The organism is Vibrio sp. SCSIO 43137 (assembly GCF_028201475.1).
In the GTDB taxonomy this organism is placed as follows: Bacteria; Pseudomonadota; Gammaproteobacteria; order Enterobacterales; family Vibrionaceae; genus Vibrio.
Genome location: NZ_CP116383.1, coordinates 3256210 through 3282405, shown reverse-complemented (window position 1 = coordinate 3282405; position 26196 = coordinate 3256210). Strand labels below are relative to the sequence as shown.

Below are 26196 nucleotides of genomic sequence, written 5' to 3'. Positions count from 1 at the left end.
GAGTTAAGCCGATAGAACAAAGGCTGGATCAGGTATCCAGCCTTTTTAGTATCAGATGATCTGCTGCTAAGGACTAACGTTACGGTTAATCGGGTTCTGCAGTGAGATAAGGGTTTCTGTAGACTGAACCTCATCGATGGCCTGAAGCTTGTCAATCAGAACAAATTGTAGTTCTTCAATTGACTTACACATCAGTTTTACAAAAATATTGTAAGCGCCGGTTGTGTAATAGGCCTCTACCACTTCATCCAGAGCTTCAATTTTTTCAAGGGCAGAGTGATAATCCCTCGCGGTGGTCAGATTGATACCAATAAAGCAGCAAACGTCGTAACCCAGCTTTTTCGGGTTAACAATAACCTCAGTTCCTTCAATGATGCCAGATGCTTTCATCTTTTCGATACGGACATGGATGGTCGCAGGGCTTACATCAAATAATTTTGCCATTTCTGCATATGGGCGACGTGCGTCTGCCAGAAGAGTTTTCAGAATATCCCGGTCGAGGCTGTCTAATCTTGCGTTTGGCTGCATAAGTATTCCAGAGAGTGATAAGGCGATTTTATGGCACAGTATATTTTATCATTAACAGTGTTACTATACTTAAACCATCACTAGGGAATTTACCCTATAATTCAATCAGGTAAACCCTTGTAATCAAGCCGCATTTTTGTGCTGTTCTTCGTGTCGGTCACTGTTAAAGAGGATTCATAAATTATTGTGCGCTTTCTGATATGTTTGTTTTGCTCGTTACTGAGCCTGAATCTGTACGCCGAACAGCGTGATGTGCTGGTGATTCAGTCCTATCATCAGGGCTATTTCTGGACCGATCAACACCAGTCCGGCCTTAGTGATGCACTGAACGAAAACAGTATTACCTATAGAGTGGTTTACCTGGATACCCGAAGACACTATTCAAATCAGTACACAGAGCAGCTGTTCCAGCTCTACAAGACAAAGTTTCAGACAGAGAAATACCGCGCGATAGTTGTCAACGACAATCAGGCTCTTAATCTGGTTAACCGGCTGGCGGAGTATATACAAGATACTCCGGTTATCTTCAGCGGTATCAACGGCTATACCCCTATGCTGCATAGCTACCTTGATGCCACCGGGATTATTTCGCGGGTAGAGATAGGCGCAAACCTCGAATTGATAGAAGCACTGCAACCCAAACTTTCAAAACTCTATGTGGTTAGCGGTCATACCCTTACCGGTGCCGGTATTCGCGCTTCTGTTGAGCAGTTTAAAAAGCAGAATCCGGATAAGGCATCTTTGATAGTACAGCTGGTTCCGGCTGATGTTAGTCAGTTAGAAAATATACTATCCAGCCTGCAGCCAGATAGTGCTGTTCTTTACTGGAACTTTTTCCCGCAAAATGCAGACGGTTTTGTTGATACTGATATCTGGAAGCGCATCGATGAAATCTCGTCAGCACCTGTATATGTGCTTCATGATGGCTTGATTGGTGAGGGTGCCGTCGGTGGTGTTATCCAGACCAGCTATGCTCAGGGGCGCTCCACAGGTGAGTTGCTGAGCGATGTGATACAAAACCCTCAGCAAGCACTACCAGAAGTTCGTTATGCCACTCCTGAGGCGATTCTTGATTATCAGGCACTGAAGCGCTGGGGTTTGAGTACTGATACTGCAAATACAATGATTAATATGCCTGAGAAGCTAAGCAGGGAAGCAAGGATCGTCATCATCTCTTTTTTGATTATGGTGGCAGTGATATTTACCTTGCTCTACTACATCAGGCGTTTGCGGCTAAGTGAAGAGAAAGCGAGGCGTAATCAGGTACTGTTCGAATCGGTACTTGATCAAAGCCATCAGTACATTGCTATTCTTGACAGCTTCGGCAGGGTCACTTCAAGTAATATCAAGTTGCACGAACTGCTGTTTGAGCAGGGGCTGGATATAGAGAAGCCTATCTGGTTCTTTAAAGGTTGGGAAAACAGTGGAGCCGTCGCATTTCGGCATTACTTTGAGGGAAGAAACACCCCCGAGACCAAACGATTTGAATCGGAAGTTATTTGCCAGAAAAGCGGGAACCTGATGCTGGATGTGGTGATCAGTTCACTTCCGGAAGAGTCAGGGCAGGAAACTCAATACCTGATGGAGGCCAATGATATTACTCAAGGCAAGCTCGCTGAGCAGAAGCTTATTGAGCGGGAATCATCCATGCGGGCGTATTATGAGCAGCAACCGGTAATGATGCTGACCCTTGACGGCAATAACCGTATTCAGGCAATTAATACCTTTGCGACAGAGCTATTGGGTTTTCAGGAGATCGAACTTCTCGGTCACAAGCTTACTCAGTTTTATGCCGATGGAGAGTCTGCGCCCGTCAGTCATATTATTTCCGGAAACGCCCACACCTCTTATGGTATCTGGCAAAGAGAAGTGCGCTACCGGCGCAGCGACAATAGTTTTTTATGGATACGGGAGAATATTCGTCGTCTTGATGCTACTGGTCAGTTGCTGGTGGTGGGTGAAGATATTACTGAGATCCACAAGCTAAATGAGAAGCTTGAGTATCAGGCCCGCTATGATTTGCTTACGGAAACCTTTAACCGCAATCACTTCGAGTTAGAGTTAGAAAAGTCTATTGGCGAAGTAAGTGATAACTTACGCACTCACGCCATGTTTTATCTAGACCTTGATCAACTTAAAGTGCTTAATGATACAGCGGGGCATGAAGCGGGTGATGCCGCTATTAAGTTTGCCGCCATGGTGGTGGAAACTGTACTGCCGTATAACTCGGTACTGTCCCGTATGGGAGGAGATGAGTTTGCCGTTCTTTTACGTGACTGTACTCAGGCTGATGCGATTAAAATAAGCCGCCAGATTATCACTGCCCTAAGTGAGCAGGCGTTTAGCTGGGATAATATCTCTATTAATATTTCATGTTCTATCGGTATCCGGCTTATTGACCATACTGCTGAGTCGCCACAGATGGTTCATGCACAGGCTGATGCCGCCTGTCACGCCGCTAAGGATGAAGGGCGTAACCGCTATCACCTCTATCACAGGGATGATGAGGAACTACGTCAGCGTCAGCTGGAGATGGAAAGTGTTAATCTGGTACATGAAGCTCTGGCCAATGACAGGCTTGAGTTGTTTGCCCAACAAATACTGGATTTATTTGCCGAACAGGCAGCAAACAAGATGTACTTTGAGATTCTGGTACGTATCAGAAACAGCGAAGGCGAGTTTATTTCGCCGGCTATTTTTATGCCTGCCTCTGAAAAATACAATGTCGCTCACTTGATCGATAAAGCCGTTGTGACAAAAACACTGTCATGGCTGGAGTCTAACCTTGATAGCTATGAAGATCTCGCCCTCTGTTCAATAAATCTTTCCGGTCAGTCTATGGGGAACCGGGCCTTTGTCGATTTTCTGCTTGAGTCTATACAACACAGCCCGGTTCCAAATCAGAAGATCTGTATTGAGATAACCGAAACTGCGGCGATGGGTAATATGGATCAGGCTATTGAGCTGTTCAGTAAGATCAAACAACTGGGATGCCTTATTGCGCTGGATGACTTTGGTTCAGGTTTATCCTCTTTTGGTTACCTGAAAAAACTTCCGGTTGATATTGTTAAGATTGACGGCCTGTTTGTCCGGGATATGGACGTTAACGAAACAGATTTGATTATGGTGCGTTCTATTAACGATCTGGCAAAACAGATGGGTAAGAGGACAGTGGCAGAGTTTGTTGAGAACAGCAGAATCATAGATCATTTAGTTGAGTTAGGCGTCGACTATGCTCAGGGATATGTTATAAGTAAGCCCAAACCACTGAACGAGCTTGTTAATGAGCTGCTTTCAGCAAGTACCAATGTATCACCCGGAGAGTAATGTTGCGCTTAAAACTGCTTTGTGAACAGCAAGCAAACCATGAAAAACTGTCTCAAATCGCCTCTAAGTGGCAACTGGAGCATGACGATGACGCCCTATTCGCTCTTGTGCTGACAGAACAACGTCTTGAGCTGCGCAAGTTGGATGAACCCAAACTTGGGGCCATTTATGTTGATTTTGTTGGTGGTGCGGTCGGTCACCGGAGAAAGTTTGGCGGCGGGAAAGGGCAATCCATCGCAAAAGCTGCCGGATTAAATAAAGGGGTGACACCAAATGTTCTTGATGCTACTGCCGGCCTTGGAAGGGATGCTTTTGTATTGGCTTCCCTCGGCTGTAAGGTACAGATGGTAGAGAGAAACCCGGTTGTTGCTGCTTTACTGGAAGATGGCCTGGAGAGAGCGAAACAGGATGGTGAAATAGGTGGCTGGGTAAGAGAACGAATGTCGCTGCTGCACGCGACCAGTCATGAGGCACTTGAACAGTTATATGAGAAAGCTGGTTACAGTAAACCCGACATCGTCTATCTGGATCCTATGTACCCACATCCTGAAGTAAAAAAGAAAGCGCAAATTAAGAAAGAGATGCGGGTTTTTCAAACTCTGGTAGGAGCGGATCCAGACGCCGATAGCCTGTTTGAGCCCGCCTACAAACTCGCCTCAAAACGTGTTGTGGTGAAAAGGCCCGATTATGCAGACTATCTGGCAGGCGCAAAACCGAGCATGGTAATAGAGACCAAGAAAAATCGCTTTGATGTATATGTGAAGAGTTCAATGACTTAGCTTTTTCGCGGAAAAATCTGCTTGAAATACCTTACTCAACCAAGTATATCTAACTGGTAATCATTCGCAGTTGCGATAAATGTATTTCGCCGGAGTAAGTAGTATGGCAAAGAGATTGTGTAAATATAACCGTCGTGACATCGCTGATAGCCTTGGAACTATACATAGTTTAGTGACTGAGTCTAAGTATGTTTGCCGCTCCTGCGCCCGGTCTTCCGCTGATATGGGGACACTTTGCAAGCCCTCTGCTATTCCTCCTGCCATATGCCAGAGCAAAAGTGATAAAGAAAAAGCCGGCTGCGGCTTGTTGGCGGAAACGGTGACAGAGAGTAACGTTGACCTAGCTGATCAAGAACATAAGAGCTTTAAAGTCTCAGTTAAAAAGGCCAAGAAGGCCCTGAAGAAGCAGAAAAGGTATCAGAAAAAGCTGGCCAGGATCCTAAAGAAGCAGAAAAAGCTGTTGAATAAACAGAAGAGCATAGAAAAACAGTTTGCAAATATCGCTTCTCAGACTCTCTCTCAGGCATCAGAAGCTGAAACCCAAGTACAACTCCATTAAATCACAAAAGGAGGCTTTATAAAGCCTCCTGAAAGCCCTGTTCGCTAATATTTAATCGTCATCATGTAAAGGGATAACCAGCATATCAATAGGTACGCTGTTGAGTAGCTGTTTGGTTGAAGAGAGAATCATACTCCAGAAATCCTGATGATGACCGCATATGACAAGATCGACCTCTTTTGCTTTAATGGCATCTTTTAACTCATAGCCTAAATCACCACTTCCGACTAAAGTATGTTTTACCGGATAATCCGCATGTTCCGCAAAACTCTTCAGCTGTTCAAGTGAAGCTTCCATAGCGTGGTTTTGTGTTTCAGCAAGGTTTATATCGATCAAACCTGTGTAGATCTCTGCATAATTTACATCTATGTGAATAAATGACACTTGGGCATTTAAAGGCTTCGCCAGTGCAACCGCTTTTTCGATTAGTGTTTTGCTCTCATCAGTAAGATCAATGGCAACTAAAATATGTTTGTAACTCATAAGCCTATCTCCATTCAGAACCCTTATAGAAAAGATTAGCACCTAACGGTTAATTTTTTTGTAGTTTCGATCTCATTACCTTGTCTGTTTTGATAATTAGAAGTCTGCCAGTTGTCGCTGAGCGTGTTATAGTTTGCTACGGCTAAAACAGAGATGAGTGCGATTTTGTTTATAAGACTAAAGTTTCAGAACTGACAAAATCCCAGTAAAAAAGGAGCTTCCATGCTATCTCAAGCGATGATCGATCAATTAAATGAGCAAATTAACCTAGAATTTTTCTCATCCAATCTATACTTACAAATGAGTGCTTGGTGTGAAGACAATGGTTTTGACGGTGCAGCGCAGTTCTTGCGGGCACATGCTACCGAAGAGATGGAGCATATGCAGCGCCTGTTCACCTACGTTAGTGAAACTGGTGCCATGCCAATACTGGGGGCAATCGAAGCACCTAAGTTTGAGTTTGCCAGTTTAGGTGAAGTATTTCGCGAAACCTATGAACATGAGCAGATGATCACGGAGAAGATCAACAAGCTTGCCCATGTTGCATTTACCGCACAAGACTACTCAACGTTCAATTTCTTACAGTGGTACGTTGCTGAACAGCACGAGGAAGAGAAATTGTTTAAAGGGATTTTAGACAAGCTGGAACTGGTTGGAGAAGACGGTAAGGCACTATTCTTTATCGATAAGGATCTAGCCACAATGGCACAGGAAGGTTCATCTTCAATTATGGATGCCGGAGCTGAGTAAGCAGGATACTCAGTCTTAAAGGAGCTAGACACTGACTTCTTCTTCTTCCGGTATCTGCGAAGGTGTAGGGAGGAGAAGATGATTAGTGGAGACACAATTATATTCACATTAATGATTATTGTAAGTGTAAATCTGGCGCGTTATCTCACCGCATTACGCTCTTTAATCTATGTTATGCGTGAAGCACACCCGTTGCTTTACCAGCAAGTTGATGGCGGTGGTTTTTTTACCACCCACGGCAATGTCGTTAAGCAAGTGCGACTCTTCCACTATATAAAAGACAAAGAATACAGCAATCATCACGATCAAGTGTTTGTCAGTAAATGCGCCAAAGTCAGAGAGTTATTTATACTCTTTATTGCTTTAATTGGTGTGACATTGCTTGCTTCGTTTCTGGTTTAGTTAAGGCTTGATTGGCAAGTCAGTGAACAGCCGCTAAAATAGCTACTCTTTATCAAGGGTGTACGCTCGCGTGCATCCTTTTTTGTATGCTGGAAGGGTAGTTTAATGAAAAAGGTCGATGTGGTTATTGTTGGAGCAGGTGCTGCAGGTCTAATGTGCGCGCAGCAAGCCGGCAAACGTGGCCGCTCAGTCTTAGTTCTTGACCACGCTAAGAAGCCCGGCAGGAAAATCCTTATTTCCGGTGGTGGTAAATGCAACTTCACTAACTATGATGTAACCGCCACAAACTACCTTTGTAGCAACCCTCACTTTGTAAAATCAGCCCTTTCTCAGTATACAAACTGGGACTTTATTTCATTGGTGTCAAAGTACGGAATTGAGTTCGAGGAGCGGGATCACGGTCAGTTGTTCTGTGTTGATTCTGCTAAGCAGATTGTCGATATGATGCTTAGTGAGTGTAACTTGCCCTCAGTCGAGTTTGAATACCGAGTGGATATCAGTTGCATAGAAAAGAGAGCGGATGGATATATAGTTACATTCGATAATGTGCAGGTTGAGAGTGAGTCACTTGTTATTGCAACAGGTGGTGTGTCAATGCCTAAACTGGGTGCCTCACCTTTTGGCTATAAGGTTGCTGAGCAGTTCGGCCTAAACGTTGTTGCGACAAGTGCAGGGCTGGTACCTTTCACTTTACATAAGTCTGATAAGGACGTTATTTCTGAGCTTTCCGGTATCGCGGTAGACGCTGAGATCACCACACAAAGTGGCGTTTCATTTAGCGAAGCGCTGTTATTTACCCACAGAGGTTTGTCGGGGCCAGCGGTTCTTCAGGCTTCTTCCTACTGGAAACCGGGTGAGGAAATATCGATCAACCTGGTACCTGCCTCGGATATAGAAGGACTGCTGGCTAACTCGCTACAAAAACATCCTAATCAGTCGTTGAAGAATACTCTTGCTAAGGTGTTACCTAAACGCTTAATTGAGGCACTTATTAAGTTGCAGTTACTTCAGGATAAGCCCCTTAAGCAGTTCAACCCACGCGAGCTGGATGATATTGCTACAGGCCTTCAACAATGGAAAGTAGTACCAAATGCCACGGAAGGGTACAGAACAGCAGAAGTGACATTAGGTGGCGTAGATACCAACCATATTTCCTCTAAGACTATGGAAGTAAAAAATATCAAAGGGCTATTTTTTATCGGCGAAGTGTTAGATGTGGCAGGCCATCTTGGTGGCTACAATTTTCAGTTTTGCTGGAGTAGCGGTTTTGTTGCAGGAAACAACGTATAGCGTTTTGTTTTAATGTGTGCTTTTTTTATTCTTATATAGAATATTGCTCTGTTTTATGTCACAGAAGTGACTCCTGTAACATTTTTAAAATCTGATACTTTCAGGTGTTGTTAGTCACAAAAAATTACTGTTTTTTTTAAGCTTTTGGAGTAAGTATGGGACAAATTTCGATTCTTGGCTTTATTGCTTTAGGTGGGGCGTTTGGTGCCTGCTCCCGTTATTTGATTTCTGAGTTATGTGTTTTATTGCTCGGGAGAGGGTTCCCCTACGGTACTCTAACAGTCAATGTGGTAGGTTCGCTGATTATGGGCGTGCTTATTTCTGCTTTTGAGAGTGAACTGTTAGCAACAGAGCCTTGGCGTCAAATTGTTGGCTTGGGCTTTTTAGGAGCACTGACGACGTTCTCTACTTTCTCTATGGATAATGTTCTGTTACTTCAACAGGGTGCTTTTATAAAGGTGGGCTTAAATATGTTGCTAAATGTTACTTTGAGTATCGGAGCTGCTTGGGTAGGTTATCACCTGTTTTTCAGAAGTTAGTTTTTTTGGTGTTTCACGTGAAACAAAAAGGCCACTTTCAAAGTGGCCTTTTTTGTATATAGAAAACCCCCAGCTAGGCTGGCTGTCTCTTGATCACAAGTCCTGCTCAAGAGACAGAGCGAGTTCGTAGCCTTCAAGGATGGCTTGTAGTTTGAGCCATCCTTCCCAGAGCGTCTTAACTGACGCTCTTCCATTTCTTTTGCTGTCTTTCCAACCGCCAAGTCTTGCGAGGTGTTCATAAGCCCATTTTGCTGTTGGAACCTCCTTTGGAAGTGGTGTCTTTACTCTTTTCAGCCAAAGCAACTTCCATGCTCTTGAGGACAAGATTTTCTCACAACTAACGTCTTCGATTTGCTCATTGGCAAATTTCAATTGGAAAATTCTTACTGCTAAAAACGCATAAATTGTTGCTAACCTATCTAAGTTATCTTTACTTTGTAACCGAAGCTCTTCAACTCCTGTCCCTTCAGTTTTCCAAACCTTGTGATACTCCTCAATCAACCAGCGTTTTTCGTAGTAACCAATAATTTTTAATGCATCTTCTGCACTATTAACTGGCTCATTAGTTAAAATATGCCAATTGAGCCTCTTTTCTCCATCACCGATTTCGGAGCAGCCAACATAGTTGAGAGAAATAGGAGCTCCTTTTTTGTTTGAGGGTGTTTTTAAAGTCACTGCTGCATATTTTACATCCAGAGTGACTTCACGAGCTTTCCGGCCACCCCTTTGAGCTATTTGGATTTGACGTTGCTTTACACTTTGAAGTTCTGATGCAAAGTGATAAAGCTTGTCTGAGCCTTCTTCTATATGACGGCTCATCATCGACCGCACAACAAAACGTTGCTGATTCGCCATTTTATAAATGAGGTAATCGTAGATATCGGCCTCGCGATCGCAAACTGATATTACGTTAACCATCGAGGTACCTAAACGGGCTGCCATATTGCGTGATGCTCTTTCCCATTTATAACCTTCTTTTTCTTCATAAGGTCGTTTCAACCCCTTACGACGGATACCTCGAGTCTTGATATCTCTCGTCCATCGTTGTTGTTCAACTAACCCAATAACGTCGAGAGTTTCAGGAGCAAACAGCAAAATACTATGGGCAAACAACCCCCTATAACGATTACCTTGGTTTACATGTCCTAAGTCCGCTCTAATAGAGCGATGTTTGTAGCTTAAGGTAGTTGTATCTTCTAACGCGAGAAGGAGAGGGTAACGATGAACTTGATCTGCAGTTGCTTTAAAGCCTGCTTCGGCAATATCGTCTGATGAGACATTGTCGTTCCGAATAAATCGGTAAGCGCCCTCCATACTTGCTGGAGAATGAGATGATTTCACTACCGATTTACCTGGATGCTGAGCTAAGTCTGATGCCATTTTTACAAGTCTAGCCGTTCTTCTTGGGTCTCCAAGTTTAGCATGACCAAATTGCTCTTCAGCCCAATCACTATTGCTTTTAATAATCTCAAAACCCTCAACTAAGTCCGTTAAAGATCTGATCGTAAACCAAGAATTAAGTTCAAAAAAAATCCCTCACATTATGCGAGGGACTTCTGTATAAAAGACAGCCGGCTATGCCGGTGGATGTTTTTTTTAAACGCTGTGATTATGAATGAGCAACAGCAGAAGTCGCTTGTTCTAACCACGCCTTTTCTTCTCCTTCAAGGAAAGGACTAATGTCATTCCATACCTTTTGATGGTACTCATTCAGCCAACGTAGTTCGGGCTTGCTTAGCATATTGATATCGATGTTTCGTTTATCAATAGGACAGCGGGTGAGAGACTCGAATGTTAAAACCGAGAAGTCGCCTTGCGTTTGCTTCTCAACGACGATTTCTAAATTCTCTATACGGATACCAAAGCCATCTGCACGGTAGTAGCCAGGTTCGTTAGAAACTACCATACCCGCCACTAGTGCTACTGAACTTGGTGCTTTAGAGATTCGTTGCGGCCCTTCATGAACACTAAGGAAGTGACCAACACCATGTCCTGTGCCGTGGTCGTAGTCGTAACCTGACTTCCATAAGTGTTGCCTCGCAAGTACATCAAGCTGGTGGCCGGTTGTTCCTTTAGGGAAGGCGGCAGAAGCCAAAGAAATGTGGCCTTTTAATACCAATGTAAACTGATTAACCATCTCTGCGGATGGAGTACCAATCGCGATGGTTCGGGTAATGTCCGTTGTTCCATCATAGTATTGACCTCCGGAGTCGACCAGATAGAGTGAGTTGTTGGTTAACACTCCCGGCTCAGGCTGGTCATTATGGTTATAGTGACACATAGCAGCATTGTCACCGGCGGCTGAAATAGTATCGAAGCTAAGGTCAACCAAAGTAGGGTCAAGTTTTCTGAAGGCTTCTAGTTTGTCAGCTAATACAGCTTCATTATGTAGACGACCTTCAGTCACTTCTTTATCAAGCCAGTAAAGGAATTTGCTCATCGCTACGCCATCGCGTACATGACAGTCTCGCATCCCTTTCGCTTCTGATTCGTTTTTAGCAGCTTTGGTTCGGATACAAGGGTCTTCGCCTTCTACTATAACTGCATTAGCTTGTTGTAACTGAATTTCAAACCAGGCATTAGTCGATGACGAATCTAGCAGTACTGTTTTACCTGTAAGCTGTGACAAGTCTGACTGTAATGAAGAAGGGGACATAACATTAACGCCACTCCCGACATGTTTGTCGAAGTTAACCGGTAAACGTTCAGAATCGAAGTAGAAATCAAGCCTAGCATCGGCATGAATAATTGCGTGTGACAGTAGAACCGGCAAGCGTGATACATCAAGACCGCGAATGTTAAGAAGCCAGCAAATTGAATCTAACTGAGTCAGTACTGCACAATCATTACCTGATTGTTTTAGATTTGCAGCTATGGTCGCTCTTTTTGTTTCACATGAAACACCTGATTGTTCTAGTTCCATAAGGCGCACTTCCGACGCAACAGGATCAGGTCGCCCTTGCCATAAGGTGTCAATAGGGTTGTCATTGATAGGGCAAAGCTTTACTTGGTCACCCAGTTTATCTTGAGAGCTTTTGACCCAGCTTGCTGTATGCAGTCGTGGATCAAAAGCGATGGTTTCTAATTCACTGTTCTGCTGACTTGTCCACTCTGAAAGCGGTTTTTCAATCAGGTGCTGATACTCAAAAATTGAATCTGGTACTTGTTTGGTCACTTGTACTGTGTAGCGGCCATCGACGAAAATCGCTGCATTGGTTTTTGTTATAACAGCAAACCCGGCAGAACCAGTAAAACCGGTTGCCCACTGAAGTCGTTCATTTCTTGCGGGAAGATATTCGCCTAAAAACTCATCTTCGTGAGGAATAATAAACGCATCATAGTTATTAGTATCGAGCCAGTCGCGTAACGCGCTAACCTTTTCAGCAATAGTGCTTTGCATGAATTTATCCTTAAATATTGAAGTGCTTTACTATGTCATTCTATCTTAGGTGAGCGGTTCTTTCCTCAATCATTTTGACTAACCAGCCAATTGCTGGGTCTTGTTCTCTCTCTTCGGCCCAAAATAAGGTATAGGCCATAGGTGGGATATCGACAGGCAAAGGAACGACTACCAAGTTAAAATGCTTGGCCATTAAGTTTGAGAAGTGACTTGGTGCAGTAAATACGAAATCGGTATAAGTACATAAACTCGCTGCGCTATTAAAGTCAGGCACTGTAATTGCGATATCGCGGCATAGATTTATATCTGCCAACTTATGATCAAGAAGCCATTTATCGTGACCATCGCAGCGGACTTGTACGTGCCGTAACTTTAAGTAGGCCTCTATATTCCACTCTTGGCTAAGAGCTGGGTGGTCATTTCTCAATACGCAAACCTGGTTATCACGATAAATTTCATGCTCTATAATTCCGGGTGGTGTCACCATAGTAAGCTTTGCATCACCAGCCTCAATATCTTTACCCGTAATACCAATATCTAGCTCACCGGATAGTAGCTGATTAAAGGTATAGTCATTCCAAATATGAGTACTGATATTTAAGTTAGGCGCCTGCTTAAACAGTGATGGAAGAAAGTGGGGGAGTATTAAAGGATAGCCACTTTCAACCAGAGCAATATTAAATCTCTTGTCTGAAGTTTGTGGGTCGAATGTCTGAGGGCGATTAAGCTCCTGAAGCTGTTCTAATAATTGTTCTAGCTTGGGGCGCAGCAGTTTGGCTCTTGGTGTGGGCCTTAATCCATGTGAGGTTCTGACAAATAGGGGATCATCAAAATGAGTACGTAGTTTAGCAAGTGACTTACTCATTGCCGACTGAGTGATAAACAAACGTTCCGCTGCGCGTGTGACGTTCTGTTCGTCAAACAGCACTTTCAGGCAGATGAGTAAGTTTAAGTCCATTCTGGATATGTTTTCGATATTCATAGATTTTCCTGTCAGGAATAATAGCAATGAGTATAAGCCATTTCTGTCGCCTTCCGTAGACGTGTAGTATGCCTAAAGTTTTACTACGGAGTTTGTTTTTGTGCCCAATACTAATAATGCATTTCACACTAAATACCAGATAATGCTACTTGTTCTTTTGGTTCTTTTTAGTCCTCTGGCAATAGATATATATTTGCCGGCACTTCCTTTAATTGCTGATGTGTTTCACGTGAAACATGCCTTGGCGCAAGATACCGTAACCTGGTTTTTATTTTCAATGGGAATAGGTCAGTTGTTTGCCGGGCCTCTGGCAGACAAGTTCGGACGAAAGAGGATAGCGATTTCGGGAGTCATTATCTATGGCCTAAGTTCCCTGCTAGCATGGTGGTCTGCAAATATTGAGTGGCTACTTACTGCAAGGTTGTTGCAAGGGTTAGGTGCATGCGCAACGTCAGTAGCTGCGTTTGCTACAGTGAGAGACATATTTGGCCCTGAAAAAAGTGGCAAGATGATTAGTTATCTAAATGGTGCCATATGTTTTATTCCGGCCTTAGCTCCAATTCTTGGTGCTTTTCTGACTGAAAATTATGGCTGGAGAAGTAATTTCTCATTTATGGCGATTTACGCATTGGTGATAGGTTGTATGCTTTTGGTTGGTATGAAAGAGACTAATCCTGCAACAGCTCAGCCAACATCTTACTTTAAACCAGAGCGCTACTTATCAGTACTAAAGAACCCGACATTCCTATTTCATGCTTCTCTCTGCATGTTAGCCATGTCGGTGATACTGGCTTACGTGACGGCTGCTCCTATTGTGCTTATGAGCAACCTTGGGCTGGATATGACGAGCTTTACTTACTGGTTTGCAACGAATGCTGTGGTAAATATTGTTGCTGCGTTTTCGGCTCCGCGCCTGATGGATAAACTTGGTAGTAAGTCTGCACTGTTAACGGGAATAGGTTCTATGTTGCTGGCGGCTCTGTTTATGATGGTACTACCAAGTAGCCAGCATGCATGGGCTTTTATGTTGCCTATATTTATTTCCTCACTTGCATTTGCTCTGGTTCTGGGGACGGCGGCAGGCAAGGCGCTGGCTCCCTTCGGTGACAAAGCTGGTACAGCCGCGGCTCTGTTAGGGCTTTTTCAGATGAGTGGTGCCGGCTTTTTAGTAGGGACTGTGCAAAGGCTTGAGTTGACACCTCAGCTTGCTATAGCTTTGCAAATGCTCTTGATTGCACCAGCTTTGGTTATACTGCTAAGCAAACTTGGCCGAAAGTGGCACCCCTCAGCACAACACTAAGGTGCCTGAGTAACCTCTGGTGCTATTTTAGCGAGAATATATTGGATTCTTATCAAGGGTATGAGCTGAAGCTAGAGTCACTTTTCGACAAGAATTTAGTATAGATAAATAGGATAGAATAGAGTTATCAGCTAATTAGAATATCACTTGATTGAAATGCTGTTTTTATAAATATAAATAAGGCTAAATAGCGTGAGTTATATTTTCTTTTAGCAGGAATAAGGTGTATATTTAGCGCTTAAATTATCTATAACCTCGATTTGGAATAGTTACCTGAATGTCTTTAACCACTTATGAAATGGCTCGTGTATTAGAGCAGCTAGAAGAGTCTCCGGAAAAAATTATGTTTGGAAAACTTCTGGCAGAACTTGGTAATCAAAGTGAAGAGCGTATTCGTAGTGCAGCTAAGCAGGTTCCTCTGCATATGCTCCGGGATATCGTTTACCAATTTCAACAGGTGATTGAATCCCGTAAAGGTGAGCAAGTAGAATTAATTGCGAAAGAACTTGCCGAAAGCGGAATCTCAGCCGAAGAGTTACAAGCTTACTTAAATAAATAAAAATAGCCTCAAATTGAGGCTGTTTTTATTACTGCATTATTAAATTAACTATGTAATTTGGATTTTATCAAATGATCCAAAGAGAGCTTTCCTGCACCCCAAACGATATTTATTAAAATCATTAGTCCCCATAGTTGATGGTCATAAAATCCTTTCTCCCATAGCAATGGGTAAGAAACCACAGCAACGATATTGAATACAAACAGAAACAGGGCCATAGGGCGTGTAAAGAGACCCAGCGCGATAAATATCGGCAATACGAGCTCTGCAGCAGTTCCCATATACGCGGCTAATTCCCACGGAATAATAGGGACCTGATACTCAAGTTCGAATAAATAGAGTGTGCTATCCCAGGATGCGATTTTGGTCAGGCCTGAGTTAAAGAATACATAAGCAACCCATAAGCGACAAAACAGCAATAACAAGGGGACGAAAGCAGTTTGAAAACCGGAGACTGCTGAGTCGTACTTATCTATTAAAGTGTGGAGTTGATTCATTACATGGGTCTCCTAATCATTGCTCAGTTCAAATCCGACAAAAATATCGAGAACAAGCAGGCTATTTAAATGAGCTAAAAGGCTGGGTTCGACTTTTGAAATGGGGGTTAAATGACAAAGCTTTTCTAACAAGCAAAACTCATCACTGCTAAGAGAGTGAGTAACGGTTTCCAATCCGTTGGGGCAGAAAACTAACCCCTGTTCACTATCATTAATATTGAGGCGTTCGAAATCGCCACTATTAACCGCCTGCTGAAGTGAAAACAGTGCGTAGTCTGACTTAATAAGGTTTAGGGTGTTGTTGTGGTGAATAATAATATCTTGTTGCTGCTGCGGAGAAAGCTGAGACAGTTCAGTAAAAGGCCTTAATGGTTTTGAAGCTGTGTAGCTATTATAGGCCTGAGTGGCTAAGTCTCTTTTCCATTCAAACAGCGCAACATCGGCTAGGTAGGGTACTGCACTAATAACCGCTTCAGTCTGAGCGATAGTCTCAGCGAACCCCTCTCCGTAAATGCTGACGTCGGCACGCTCTAGTGGGTTATTCAAAACATGTTGTCTCGCTAAACCGGCAAAACAATCCTCACCAACCAGTTTTTCTGTTATTGGGTAGGTGGCAGATAAGATTTCAGATAGGCCAATAACAAAATTGTTTCGGTAAATTTGCATTCGTTCGTCTGCTGACAGATAGTCTGATTCTATATTGCAATCGTCACCAGTGGCCTGATAGTGGAGGGCTAAAGAGAAGTTCTTCTGCAGATCGTTTAAGGATATGCTCATGATGCGCTCCTTAACTGAGTCCGTTGCTCGTTCAGCAGCAAACTGGCTTTCCCTGCTTCCTTAAGCAGTACTTCTGGCTCGGGAATATCAAGATCCCACTCAATAAGAGTATGTCTGGAGCCGTGGTGAGAAACCCATTTACGGAATAGTTGCCATACTTCTTTACTTACCGGCCTGCTATGGGTATCTATCCAGACTTCTCCCTTATCCGTCTGTTTTCTTGTAAAACCGGCAAGATGAATCTCGCTGACCACATCTGCGTTAATACCTTTCAGGTAGGTGTCACAATCGAATCCATGGTTGAAGGAAGAGACATGGATATTGTTGAAGTCGAGCAACAGCTGACAATCTGTCCTTGTCTGAACTTCAGATAAAAACGTCCACTCATCTATTGTTGAGTGGGCAAAACGGACGTAACTGGAAGGGTTTTCAATCAGTATCGGCTGACAGAGAAAGTCCTGAACCTGCAAAACATTACGACAAAAAACGTCTAACGCCTCCTCTGTATACGGCAAAGGAAGCAGGTCATTAAAGTAGTGACCGCCATTCTCACTCCAGCTCAGATGATCTGAAACCAGAATTGGGTCGATATCATTAATGAGTGCTTTAAGCTGTTCAAGGTGACGAGTATCTACCGGACTTACGGAACCTAATGAAAGGCCAATACCGTGGCAACTGATATTATAATCTTGTCGCAGAGTGCGAAGATCCTGACGCAATGAAGAGTTGGGGTGGAAGTAGTTTTCGCTATGGATTTCCAGCCAGGAAAGAGCCGGTTTTTCATTTTTGAAGTATTCGATATGTGGTGTGCGTAAACCGACACCGACGTCTTGGTGAAAGCTTGTGGTCATTCAGAATCCCTCTGTCACCTCCCTGTAAAGCAGCCGGATAACACGGAGAAATTATCTGGCTGCTAGGGAATATTATTAGCTGGAAGAAGTGCTGCCACCTGCAAGGCGGTCACAAAGGCCTTTTGGTACCACGATAAATGCGTCTTTTTGGAAGTCTTCTTTAGATGTGCCGGCACAAGAGCTTGTCTTAGTTGCACAGTCATTTTTACCTGCTTTTGCAACGCCATAACACTTTTCTTTGTCAGCAGCGATAGCTTGAGTAGTAGTCAGTGCAGTTGCACCGATAGCTAGTAGGCTTGAAACAGCAGCAGTAACAGCTAGGTTAGATTTTTTCATAATAATATTCCTCTGAACTAGATCCTTGATTTCGAAGTGGCAGAGCTGACGAAAAGTTTGTTGAGCGTTTATCAGCCTGCTTATGAGTATAGGAGTAGATTTAGCCGAAAAAACTTTCAGTAAATGCGAAAAATAATCAAAATTATTAATAGATAACTACTATCATATTGATTTCTTTGATTTAAAAAAAATGAAAAAACTTGCTCTGTCGGGAACAGAGAGACGCTGTTTAATGTATAATCGTTCGGATATGTATAAATAAACAGTAATCAATTGCAGGAACCACTATGGATGCAGCTCTACTAATCGATGGCCTGAATGACAAACAGCGTCAGGCCGTTGCTTCTCCTCTGGAAAATATGTTGGTACTGGCGGGAGCAGGAAGCGGTAAAACGCGGGTTCTGGTGCATAGAATCGCGTGGTTAATTGCTGTTGAGCAGGCATCTCCCTTCTCTGTAATGTCGGTTACCTTTACCAATAAAGCCGCTGCTGAGATGCGTGGTCGTATAGAAGAGCTGATGATGGGAAGTGCATCGGGAATGTGGAACGGCACCTTTCACGGTATATGTCACCGCATTCTTCGTGCCCACTATCTGGATGCCAGCCTTCCTGAAGATTTTCAGATTATAGATTCAGAAGACCAGCAAAGAATGCTAAGGCGCATTATAAAAGCGCAGAATCTGGATGAAAAGCAGTGGCCGGCCAGACAAGCGTGTTGGTGGATTAACGGCAAAAAAGATGAAGGGTTGCGACCTCAGCATATAGATAGCTATCACGATCCGGTAACCAAAACGTGGTTGCAAGTTTATAAAGCGTATCAGGAAGCGTGCGACAGAGCAGGGCTGGTCGATTTCGCTGAAATTCTACTGAGAACAACAGAGCTGTTGCGGGAAAAACAATTTATCCGCGAACACTATCAGGCCCGGTTTAAGCACATTTTGGTGGATGAGTTTCAGGACACCAACAATATCCAGTATGCATGGTTACGCCTGATGGCAGGTGCTGACTGCCATGTAATGATTGTGGGAGATGACGATCAGTCAATCTATGGTTGGCGCGGGGCGAAAATTGAGAACATTCAGAAATTCACTGAAGAGTTTGCATCTGTTTCTACTATACGCCTTGAGCAAAACTACCGTTCAACCCAGACTATCCTTAAAGCCTCCAATGCACTGATACTCAATAACACAGAACGTATGGGTAAAGAGCTATGGACTGAAGGCGATGAAGGCGACAAAATTTCTGTCTACTCTGCTTATAACGAGCTGGATGAGGCTCGTTTTGTTGTTAGCAAAATCAAAGCCTGGCAGGAGAGTGGGGGCTCACTAATTGATACTGCTCTGCTATACCGTAATAACGCTCAGTCCCGGGTACTGGAAGAGGCTTTGATTCAGGCTGGTATGCCTTACCGTATTTATGGCGGAATGCGATTCTTCGAACGTCAGGAGATAAAGGACGCCTTAAGTTATATGCGCCTGATGGCCAACCGCAGGGACGATGCCGCCTTTGAAAGGGTGGTTAACACACCTACCCGTGGTCTGGGTGATAAGACACTGGAAACTATTCGTGCTGCTGCTAGGGATAGAGGTGCAACTCTATGGGAAGCCAGTGTTGCTTTGCTGGAAGAGAAGGTGCTTGCCGGCCGTGCTGCAGGTGCACTTAGTCGTTTTATCGAACTGATTACTGCACTGGAAGATGACACTGCAGAGTTTTCCCTGCATCAGCAAACGGACCATGTGATTAAGTCATCGGGCTTGTTTGCCATGTACGAGCAAGAGAAAGGGGAAAAATCCAAAGCTCGGATAGAAAACCTTGAAGAACTTGTTACCGCAACCCGTCAGTTTGAAAAACCAGAAGAAGCGGAAGAGATGACCATGTTGTCAGCATTTTTATCTCATGCAGCACTGGAAGCGGGTGAAGGCCAGGCCGATGAGTTTGATGATGCTGTTCAGCTTATGACACTGCACAGTGCAAAAGGGTTAGAGTTTCCTTTGGTGTTTATGGTCGGGGTTGAGGAAGGAATGTTCCCAAGCCAGATGTCAGCCGAAGAGGCCGGGCGTTTAGAGGAAGAACGGCGACTCTGTTATGTAGGAATGACAAGAGCGAAGAAGAAGCTCTATATCACCTACGCTGAGATGAGACGCTTGTACGGACAAGATAAGTACCATAAACCGTCGCGTTTTCTGCGTGAGCTGCCTGAAGAGTGTACCGAAGAGGTGCGCATGAAAGCACAGGTAAGTCGTCCTGCTTCATCGGGGCGCTTTAGCCAGAAGGTGGTGAAAGAGAGCTTTAATGAAAGCGGCTTCAATTTAGGGCAGAGAGTGAAACACCCAAAGTTTGGCGAAGGTACCATCATCAATTTTGAAGGAAGTGGGCCGCAATCCAGAGTTCAAGTGGCATTTAACGGTGAAGGGATCAAGTGGCTGGTCACCCAATACGCTAAGCTGGAAACTCTGTAACTCACTATTATTTAAGCCTGCTTCTTAGCAGGCTTAAATATTTAAAACTGAGTAAAAAAGAAAAGCCCCGATACTTGCGTATCGGGGCTATAGTCTTACTCGCAGCAATCCGGCTACTAAATGTGCTCCATGCATCTAATCCATGATAGTGTGCTGTAATCCTTCAGCTTAGTCCTTTCGTCGCCTTCCTAGCGGTGTCCTTGATCTTATCCTGATCTGCTAACAATCCTCGTTAGCGCACGTCACTTGTTCCCTGAGCGGTGTCCCTTACATCATCCTGATGTTAAGTCCTTGCCTCATCCAGAGGTGTCCATTGTCTTTCCTTAGTAGCAACCATCCTAGTTACTATTGAGTCCGTTCAATGTCCTTTGCTTTCCGTGCTGGTTACTCTTCCTGAATAACCTATCTTCATCCTGAAGATTTCCTTCCTTGGGCTTCCTGTTCCTGTGTCAGTATCCTTCCGACACAATAAATATTAGCGAAATCCTGACTCCGGACAATAGCAAAATCGTCACTTAATACCCTTTTAATTAATATGTGATTTGCTATCTTATTGTTATATAAGCATATTTTGAAATTCCATTACTTTGGCTTATAGACAAATACACAATACTCTTACGCGCTTGTAAGAGATCTCTCACACGAGCGTGTAAGGAAGTCGTAACTGGAACGGGTGACTAAATATGCACTAGCTCTGACTTTTAATGCCATTTAAACGTTTTCTATTTGATTTTGCGTACTTTATACCATCTAAGCTAAACAGCAGTAGTGCACTCCAGATAAAGGCGAAGGTGATGGTTTTATCTGCTGTAAGTGGTTCCTGATAAATAAATATAGCGAGTAAGAACATCAGGCTAGGGCCAATATACTGGAAGAAGCCCAGTGTTGAGAGCATCATTCTGGTAGCAGCGCCGTTAAAGCAAAGTAGCGGAAGAGTAGTAACCAAGCCTGCTGCGATAAGCAAAAGGTTCAGCTGTGTACTGTTTTGTAACAGGTTTGCTGTCGGGCTATCAGTAATAAATATAAGGTAGACAGCTGCCATTGGTAACATTATCAGCGTCTCAATAAACAGCCCTGTCTGAGCATCAAGGTTTACTTTCTTGCGTAACAGACCGTACAAACCAAAACTGCTGGCCAGAATCAGAGCCACAACGGGAATACTGCCAAACGCTATAATTTGAATCGCCACACCTATAAAGGCCAGTGCCACTGCTACCCATTGTAATTTTCTTAGCCTTTCACCCAGAAATAACATACCGAGAATCACATTGAGCAGAGGGTTTATATAGTAGCCGAGGCTGGCATCCAGCATATGATCAGCATTTACCGCCCAGATAAACACCAGCCAGTTTGCTCCGATAAGTAGTGCTGTAGCGAATAAGATGGTGATGGTTTTCTTATTGGTAATCACCTTGTGTACTGTGCTCCACCTCTTACTGAAATGCACAAGGCCTGCAAGAAAGAAGAAAGACCAAATAACCCTGTGGCTGAGTATCTCAAGCGGGGTTACTTCCGCTAAGGATTTAAAATAGATAGGTGCAAAGCCCCATATGGTGTAGGCGGCGATGGCAAGTAATACTCCCTGACGGGAACGGGTTTGTTCGTCTGTTGTCATTCGATAAAAATATCCGGTTGGATGAGAAAAAAGAGATGCAAGAGGCTTAGTATAAGATCGAGATCTCAAAATCTCCTAATATTTTGGTGTTTTATTCAGCGGGAAACCCAACTACAATGTCTCGCCTTACCTTTATCCAATGCTGATTGTAGCGACCATTTGCCGGAAAACTCATGACTTCAACGCTGATTGCTGAACTGCCGCAACCTAACCAAGCCGATGCTGAACGCGTTCTTAACGATGTGTTTGGTTATCAGAGCTACAGAGAAGGGCAGTCTGAAGTTATAGACTCGGCACTGGCAAACCAAGATAGTTTGGTGATTATGCCTACCGGTGGGGGTAAGTCTCTCTGTTATCAGATCCCTGCTTTAGTAAAAGAGGGGTTAACACTGGTTATCTCGCCGCTTATCTCTCTGATGAAAGATCAGGTTGACCAGCTTAAGGCTAATGGTGTTGCCGCAGAGTGTATCAACTCTGCAATGCCGCGCGAAGAACTTATCTCCATCTATAACAGGATGAACAGCGGTAAGCTGAAAATGGTGTATGTATCACCTGAAAGAGTGCTTACTCAGGACTTTATTGAGCGATTGTCTCACATCAATCTCGCCATGATTGCTGTAGATGAAGCGCACTGCATCTCTCAGTGGGGGCACGATTTCCGGCCTGAATACGCTGCATTAGGTCAGTTGAAGCAGTACTTTCCTTATGTTCCGGTAATGGCTCTTACCGCTACTGCGGACGAGGCTACGCGGGAAGACATCATTTCAAGGTTAGATCTTCAGCAGCCATTTAGTTACTTAGGCAGCTTTGACCGGCCGAACATTCGTTACAATTTGGTTGAAAAGCTGAAACCTGTCTCTCAGATCATTCGTTTTCTTGCTACCCAGAAGGGGCAGTGTGGAATTATTTACTGTGGTAGCCGGAAAAAGGTTGAGATGCTGACAGAAAAGCTGTGCAACAACCATATACGGGCTGCCGGTTATCATGCCGGAATGGACAGCGATGAAAGAGCCTATGTTCAGGAGGCCTTTCAGAAGGATGATATTCAGATAGTGGTTGCTACTGTTGCTTTTGGTATGGGCATCAATAAGCCTGACGTGCGTTTTGTCGTCCACTTCGATATACCAAGGAATATTGAGTCCTATTATCAGGAAACGGGCAGGGCCGGAAGGGACGGGCTGCCGGCAGAAGCTATGATGCTCTACGATCCGGCAGATATGTCATGGCTGCGTCGCATTCTTGATGAGAAGCCGGATGGTGCGCAAAAACAGGTAGAAAGCCATAAGCTCAATGCGATGGGCGCCTTTGCTGAAGCACAGACCTGCAGAAGGCAAGTGCTGCTCAACTACTTTGGGGAGTACCGGCCAAAGCATTGTGGTAACTGCGATATCTGCCTTGACCCGCCAAAACATTTTGATGCTACGGAAGCGGCACAGAAAGCCTTGTCATGTGTATACCGGGTTAAGCAGAGTTACGGCATGGGCTATGTGGTTGAGGTTTTGCGCGGCATGCAGAATATCCGTGTCAGAGAAAATGGCCACGATAAGATTTCTACCTACGGAATAGGGCGTGAACATAGCCACGACTACTGGATCAGTATTATCCGTCAGTTGATTCACAAGGGGCTGCTGTCTCAGAACATTACCCGCAACTCTACCCTGCAACTTACAGAAGAAGCGAGACCTCTGTTAAGAGGGGAAATGGAACTTGAATTAGCAGTGCCGAGGCTGGATACTGCCGCCAGAAGTGCTAAGTCCGATAAGCTTTCCAACAAGCATTATGATAAGAAGCTTTTTGCCAAGCTGAGAAAGCTGCGTAAGTCCATTGCTGATGATGCCGGTTTACCTCCTTATGTGGTGTTTAGTGATGCAACGTTAATCGATATGGCGGAAGTTCTGCCGGCTTCTTATGGTGAAATGCTGGCCGTAAACGGTGTAGGGCAGGTTAAGCTGGACAAGTATGCCGATGACTTTTTAGATCTGATTCAGGAGCATTTAACTCATGGCCAATAAATCTCAATGGGTATTGTCAGAGTATCTGGCTGAAGAGGGTAAGCTGATCATTACCATGAACGGCTTTGATATCGACTCTTTTCCTCTCCTTGGAGAGCAATTGCTGGCAACCCTTTCTGCTAGCGTGATTGAAAAACAGTTAGATGCCGACCTTCACACATGGTTAATTGACTTTGAAGGTTGCCGGTTACTGCTGAAAGCAGAGCACTATAGTGAATCGGTCTGGTTTGAAGCATTGAGTGTTGCTGAAAGTCGTGAAGAGCTGGATTTTCTCGCCCGACTGTTCCGATCCGGAGTGTAATTTCAGTTTTTTTCTTATAAAAACGATTGCTGTTATTATCCCTGTTGCGCACTAAATTGATTAATGTATAATCGCCGCCCGCTCATAAGAGCGGTTATAAATCTGGTCTGAAGCGGTAACAGCTTCAGGAATTGGGTTCCCTCCACCCCATAAACAAAAAGGTATACTGATGAGTCAATTTACCCCGGCGCAAATGCGCAAAGCACTTTCTATTCTGGTACTGTTCCACCTTATTATTATCGCTTCCAGCAACTATCTGGTGCAGATCCCTTTTACTATTTTCGGAATGCACACCACCTGGGGTGCATTTACTTTCCCGTTTATTTTTCTGGCTACGGATCTGACGGTTCGTATTTTCGGCGCTAAGCTGGCGAGAAATATTATTTTTCTGGTGATGTTGCCTGCATTACTGGTCTCTTATCTGCTTTCTGTGGTCTTTTTCGAAGGCCAGTTTCAGGGGCTTGCGCAGCTGTCAGAGTTTAACCTGTTTGTAGCAAGAATCGCTATTGCCAGCTTTATGGCATATTTGCTGGGTCAGATACTGGACGTTTACGTGTTTAACCGTCTGCGCCAAATGAAGCAGTGGTGGGTCGCTCCTACCTGTTCAACTCTGTTTGGTAATGCTTTGGATACGCTGGCATTCTTTGCTATCGCATTCTATAACAGCCCGGATGCCTTTATGGCTCAGCATTGGCAGGAAATTGCGCTTGTTGATTACGGTTTTAAACTGGTGATTAGCCTTGGCTTGTTTGTGCCTATGTATGGCGTGCTGCTGAACTACCTAATTAAAAAGCTGACAAATGTTAATCCTGATCTGGAACTTGCCAGTGTAAAAGCCTGATGGTGTAAGTGAACAGCTTCGTTAACACAAAATAACTCAGTTAACATGAAATAGTAAAAGGGCGGATAATCCGCCCTTTTTAATGCCTGCTATAAATAGCCCAATTTTACTCTTTTGCTACGATAGTCAACGGCCAGCCCATATCAGACTGTCGGTTTGACTCAATTTCCAGCTCTGCACAACTTAGCGGGTTGTTACTTAGCCAGCTTTTTTCTATCTCCAGCGTCAGGGACTTACCATCTGCAGAAAGAACAAACTCAGGCACCAGTACGGAGCTGCGCCTGTGAGTCAGTATGACAGCTAGTCGTAAAAGGCGAAGTAAGCGCTTACCATTCGTTTCAGAAAGAGCGTGTTGAATAGGCATTGCACTAATCTGATCTTTATAGCGACGGGTCATCTCTGCCAGATAATATCTTTGTGCTCTTGTATAACCGGGAAGGTCCAGATTGTGCAGCAGATAAGCGGCATGCTCGCCGGCTTTCTTAAAATCAATCGCCAGACCAATCTCGTGCAACTGGCTGGCGGTTGCCAGTAACATTTCGGCTTGAGGTTCAGCTATCCATTGGTTGCCGCCACACTGTCTGAATAGTTTTGCAGAAACCTGAGAGACTTGTTCGCCATAAGCTTTATCTATCTGATAGCGGTTTTGAACGCTGCAGATGGTTCTGGCTCTTACGTCACTTTGACGCATCTGCTCAATCATCTCATAGACCAGACCTTCACGCAGTGCGCCTCCGGATAAAGTCATAGAGTCAATTTCCAGTAACTCGAATACTGCGATTAAGATGGATAAGCCACTTGGAAACACCAGTGCTCTTTCCAGTGTTAGACCTTCAATTTCCAGCTCTTCCAGATGATCAGAACGCATCGCCTGCTTCTGCAAGCGTTTTAGCTTAGCAAGGGTAATAAGCTCATCCATACCTTGAGCCAGCATGATTTCCTGTAGTGCCTGAACCGTTCCGCTGGCACCGACACAGACATCCCAGCCGATATCCTGATACTGCTTAAGTATTGGCTTAAGAGTCTGCTTGGCAGCATCGATAGCGACTGAGAAGTTCTTTTCTGTTAACTGACGATCGTGGAAATGTTTCTCCAGCCAGGTAACACAGCCCATTTTCAGGCTGGTCAGGGCTTTAGCGTCAAAGCTTTCACCAATAACCATCTCGGTACTGGCTCCGCCGATATCAACCACCAGACGCTTGCCGACACCACCGGAAGTGTGTGCAACACCGCGGTAAATGGTCGCGGCTTCTTCATCACCGCTGATCACCTCGATCGGGTAACCCAAAATAGCATTTGCTTTTTCAAGGAAAACATCCGCATTCGTAGCAGTACGCAACGTAGCTGTACCGACGATACGGATATTTTGTTCCGGAATGTCCTGAAGCCTTTCAGCAAAAAGACTCAGGCAGTCCCATCCACGCTGCATAGCTTCATTGCTGAGAGCATTCTCTTTATCCAGACCGGCAGCAAGGCGGACCTTACGTTTGATTTTTGCCATGGTCTGAACGCTGCCGTCAATATGACGCACGACGAGCATATGAAAGCTATTTGAACCCAGATCAATAGCCGCATAGAGAGGAGATGAAACTGTTTTATCCATAGTACC

Annotated in this window: 24 protein-coding genes; 13 read left to right on the top strand and 11 right to left on the bottom strand. The window is 44.2% G+C overall.

Features of this window, described 5'->3' with window-relative positions; genetic code table 11:
• Positions 1-66: 66 nt before the first annotated feature.
• Positions 67-528 (bottom strand): transcriptional regulator AsnC, encoded by a 462-nt coding sequence (gene asnC / locus PK654_RS15435; RefSeq protein ID WP_271696825.1) that lies wholly within the window; start codon positions 526-528, stop codon positions 67-69.
• 186 nt (positions 529-714) lie between these two features.
• Between asnC and PK654_RS15430 the strand changes: the two genes are divergently transcribed.
• The 3 genes from PK654_RS15430 to PK654_RS15420 all read left to right on the top strand — a co-directional run bounded on the left by PK654_RS15430 (position 715) and on the right by PK654_RS15420 (position 5193).
• Positions 715-3855: an ABC transporter substrate binding protein gene (locus tag PK654_RS15430; RefSeq protein ID WP_271696824.1), complete on the top strand. Its 3141-nt coding sequence runs from the start codon at positions 715-717 to the stop codon at positions 3853-3855.
• A 2-nt stretch (positions 3856-3857) separates the two neighbouring features.
• A complete protein-coding gene (locus tag PK654_RS15425) occupies positions 3858-4634 on the top strand; it encodes a class I SAM-dependent methyltransferase (protein ID WP_271698905.1) in 777 nt (258 codons plus the stop codon).
• Positions 4635-4737: 103 nt separating this feature from the next.
• Positions 4738-5193, top strand: a complete 456-nt coding sequence (locus PK654_RS15420; protein WP_271696823.1) for a hypothetical protein — start codon at positions 4738-4740, stop codon at positions 5191-5193.
• Between the two features lie 51 nt (positions 5194-5244).
• Here PK654_RS15420 and PK654_RS15415 read toward each other — a convergent pair whose 3' ends face one another.
• Complete coding sequence (locus tag PK654_RS15415) at positions 5245-5676, bottom strand: universal stress protein (RefSeq protein WP_271696822.1); 432 nt, start codon at positions 5674-5676, stop codon at positions 5245-5247.
• Between the two features lie 222 nt (positions 5677-5898).
• Between PK654_RS15415 and ftnA the strand changes: the two genes are divergently transcribed.
• The 4 genes from ftnA to crcB all read left to right on the top strand — a co-directional run bounded on the left by ftnA (position 5899) and on the right by crcB (position 8657).
• Positions 5899-6426, top strand: a complete 528-nt coding sequence (gene ftnA / locus PK654_RS15410) for a non-heme ferritin (RefSeq protein WP_271696821.1) — start codon at positions 5899-5901, stop codon at positions 6424-6426.
• A gap of 78 nt (positions 6427-6504) precedes the next feature.
• Positions 6505-6828 (top strand): universal stress protein UspB, encoded by a 324-nt coding sequence (uspB, locus tag PK654_RS15405; RefSeq protein ID WP_271696820.1) that lies wholly within the window; start codon positions 6505-6507, stop codon positions 6826-6828.
• Positions 6829-6933: 105 nt separating this feature from the next.
• On the top strand, positions 6934-8118 hold the full coding sequence (locus PK654_RS15400) for an NAD(P)/FAD-dependent oxidoreductase (protein ID WP_271696819.1): 1185 nt from the start codon (positions 6934-6936) through the stop codon (positions 8116-8118).
• A gap of 155 nt (positions 8119-8273) precedes the next feature.
• A complete protein-coding gene (gene crcB / locus PK654_RS15395; protein WP_271696818.1) occupies positions 8274-8657 on the top strand; it encodes a fluoride efflux transporter CrcB in 384 nt (127 codons plus the stop codon).
• A 93-nt stretch (positions 8658-8750) separates the two neighbouring features.
• On the opposite strand, the gene PK654_RS15390 is transcribed toward crcB, so the two are convergent.
• The 3 genes from PK654_RS15390 to PK654_RS15380 form a co-directional block, all read right to left on the bottom strand.
• The gene (locus tag PK654_RS15390; protein WP_271695076.1) at positions 8751-10124 is read right to left on the bottom strand and encodes an IS4 family transposase; all 1374 of its coding nucleotides are present in this window, start codon (positions 10122-10124) and stop codon (positions 8751-8753) included.
• Positions 10125-10266: 142 nt separating this feature from the next.
• On the bottom strand, positions 10267-12057 hold the full coding sequence (locus PK654_RS15385; protein WP_271696817.1) for an aminopeptidase P family protein: 1791 nt from the start codon (positions 12055-12057) through the stop codon (positions 10267-10269).
• Between the two features lie 40 nt (positions 12058-12097).
• Entirely contained in the window at positions 12098-13039 is a 942-nt protein-coding gene (locus PK654_RS15380; protein WP_271696816.1) for a LysR family transcriptional regulator, read from the bottom strand.
• A 100-nt stretch (positions 13040-13139) separates the two neighbouring features.
• On the opposite strand from PK654_RS15380, the gene PK654_RS15375 reads away from it, so the two are divergent.
• Both PK654_RS15375 and tsrA read left to right on the top strand, forming a co-directional pair.
• The gene (locus PK654_RS15375; RefSeq protein WP_443088714.1) at positions 13140-14339 is read left to right on the top strand and encodes a multidrug effflux MFS transporter; all 1200 of its coding nucleotides are present in this window, start codon (positions 13140-13142) and stop codon (positions 14337-14339) included.
• A gap of 277 nt (positions 14340-14616) precedes the next feature.
• Positions 14617-14898: an H-NS-like global regulator TsrA gene (gene tsrA / locus PK654_RS15370; protein WP_271696815.1), complete on the top strand. Its 282-nt coding sequence runs from the start codon at positions 14617-14619 to the stop codon at positions 14896-14898.
• Between the two features lie 44 nt (positions 14899-14942).
• Here the strand turns inward: tsrA and PK654_RS15365 are convergent, their stop codons facing one another.
• From PK654_RS15365 to PK654_RS15350, 4 genes are all read right to left on the bottom strand, one after another.
• Entirely contained in the window at positions 14943-15395 is a 453-nt protein-coding gene (locus PK654_RS15365; RefSeq protein WP_271696814.1) for a DoxX family protein, read from the bottom strand.
• A 12-nt stretch (positions 15396-15407) separates the two neighbouring features.
• Positions 15408-16172: an HvfC/BufC N-terminal domain-containing protein gene (locus PK654_RS15360; protein ID WP_271696813.1), complete on the bottom strand. Its 765-nt coding sequence runs from the start codon at positions 16170-16172 to the stop codon at positions 15408-15410.
• A complete protein-coding gene (gene bufB / locus PK654_RS15355) occupies positions 16169-17023 on the bottom strand; it encodes an MNIO family bufferin maturase (RefSeq protein ID WP_271696812.1) in 855 nt (284 codons plus the stop codon). The genes PK654_RS15360 and bufB overlap by 4 nt, the downstream gene beginning before the upstream one ends.
• 75 nt (positions 17024-17098) lie before the next feature.
• Entirely contained in the window at positions 17099-17359 is a 261-nt protein-coding gene (locus PK654_RS15350; protein WP_271696811.1) for a BufA1 family periplasmic bufferin-type metallophore, read from the bottom strand.
• 287 nt (positions 17360-17646) lie between these two features.
• Here PK654_RS15350 and uvrD point away from each other — a divergent pair, with 287 nt between their 5' ends.
• Positions 17647-19818: a DNA helicase II gene (gene uvrD / locus PK654_RS15345; protein ID WP_271696810.1), complete on the top strand. Its 2172-nt coding sequence runs from the start codon at positions 17647-17649 to the stop codon at positions 19816-19818.
• A gap of 688 nt (positions 19819-20506) precedes the next feature.
• Here the strand turns inward: uvrD and rarD are convergent.
• The gene (rarD, locus tag PK654_RS15340; RefSeq protein WP_271696809.1) at positions 20507-21433 is read right to left on the bottom strand and encodes an EamA family transporter RarD; all 927 of its coding nucleotides are present in this window, start codon (positions 21431-21433) and stop codon (positions 20507-20509) included.
• Positions 21434-21606: 173 nt separating this feature from the next.
• Between rarD and recQ the strand changes: the two genes are divergently transcribed.
• The 3 genes from recQ (at position 21607) to PK654_RS15325 (ending at position 24587) form a co-directional block, all read left to right on the top strand.
• Entirely contained in the window at positions 21607-23445 is a 1839-nt protein-coding gene (gene recQ / locus PK654_RS15335) for an ATP-dependent DNA helicase RecQ (RefSeq protein WP_271696808.1), read from the top strand.
• Complete coding sequence (locus tag PK654_RS15330) at positions 23435-23746, top strand: DUF3630 family protein (RefSeq protein WP_271696807.1); 312 nt, start codon at positions 23435-23437, stop codon at positions 23744-23746. Before recQ ends, PK654_RS15330 begins: the two co-directional genes overlap by 11 nt.
• Positions 23747-23915: 169 nt before the next feature.
• The gene (locus PK654_RS15325) at positions 23916-24587 is read left to right on the top strand and encodes a 7-cyano-7-deazaguanine/7-aminomethyl-7-deazaguanine transporter (protein WP_271696806.1); all 672 of its coding nucleotides are present in this window, start codon (positions 23916-23918) and stop codon (positions 24585-24587) included.
• A 106-nt stretch (positions 24588-24693) separates the two neighbouring features.
• Here the strand turns inward: PK654_RS15325 and gppA are convergent, their stop codons facing one another.
• Complete coding sequence (gene gppA, locus PK654_RS15320; RefSeq protein WP_271698901.1) at positions 24694-26190, bottom strand: guanosine-5'-triphosphate,3'-diphosphate diphosphatase; 1497 nt, start codon at positions 26188-26190, stop codon at positions 24694-24696.
• Positions 26191-26196 lie beyond the last annotated feature (6 nt).